This window comes from Lactobacillus sp. UMNPBX19, from assembly GCF_002553805.1.
Taxonomy (GTDB): domain Bacteria; phylum Bacillota; class Bacilli; order Lactobacillales; family Lactobacillaceae; genus Lactobacillus.
The window spans coordinates 1-1,150 of record NZ_PCYR01000077.1 but is presented as its reverse complement, the minus strand read 5'-3'; the positions used below and the strand labels follow the sequence as shown (position 1 = coordinate 1,150).

Below are 1,150 nucleotides of genomic sequence, written 5' to 3'. Positions count from 1 at the left end.
GATTGTAAAATTAAATTGAACACTTGATAAAAAATAAAAAGTCCATTCGGACCTGTTTGATAGAATGTTAATAACCACAAAAACTTTCTATTGGAGGTCAAAATGGACTCTTTACATTCTACCATGAACCAGCACGTTAAAGGCAAGCATTTATCATTTGAAGAGCGAGTTATTATTCAATTGCGTTTGAAAGATGGCTATTCTTTGCGTGCAATTGCCCGTGAACTTAACTGTTCTCCTTCTACTATCAGCTATGAGGTTAAGCGTGGCACTGTAAAACTATATCATGGTAAAGTCAAAAAATATAAGGCTACTCAAGGGCATGATGCATATAAAGCTCATCGTAAAAATTGTGGGCGCAAATCAGACTTTCTCAGGAAAACTCAATTCATGCGCTATGTCCACAAGCATTTTTTTAAAGATGGCTGGTCGCTTGATGTGTGCAGTAATCGTGCTACTGCTGTTGGCGAATTCGCTAGCAGCGATGTTGTCTGCACCAAAACTCTTTATAATTACGTTGATCAAGGCTTATTAGGAATTTATAATTACGACTTGCCAGAGAAGCTTAAACGCAATACTAAGCTTCATCGTATTCGCAAAAATAAGAAAAAACTTGGTAGAAGCATTGAAGAACGTCCTAAAGAGATCAATAAACGTAATGAATTCGGTCATTGGGAATGCGATTTAGTTCTCGGACATAAGAGCAAAGATGATGAGGTACTGCTAACCTTATCTGAGCGTATGAGTCGTGAGTTTTTAATTCTTCGTATTCCTGACAAGACTTCTGTCAGTGTCATGCAGGCCTTTAAAGAACTCCAAAGGCAATACAGCGAACATTGGAATGATATTTTTAAAACCATTACCACTGATAATGGCTCAGAGTTTGCAGATCTTTCCAACCTAGAAAAAGTATCCAATACACTGGTTTACTATGCCCATCCTTACACTTCTTGTGATAAGGGAACAGTTGAAAGACACAATGGCCTTATTCGCAGATTCATTCCTAAGGGAGAAGCAATAGCTAACTATTCTTTACAAGACATCATTAATATTGAAACCTGGTGCAATTCTTTGCCAAGAAAGATACTGGCCTATCATACACCAGATGAAATCTTTGAAAGAGAATTAGATCTAATCTATCAAGCAGCTT

1 protein-coding gene is annotated in these 1,150 nt (G+C 37.2%); it reads left to right on the top strand.

What is annotated here, in order from left to right:
* Positions 1 to 102: 102 nt before the first annotated feature.
* Positions 103 to 1,150, top strand: a 1,048-nt coding sequence (locus tag CP370_RS09110; RefSeq protein ID WP_023599651.1) for an IS30-like element ISLjo1 family transposase, incomplete at its 3' end; no start/stop codon positions are given.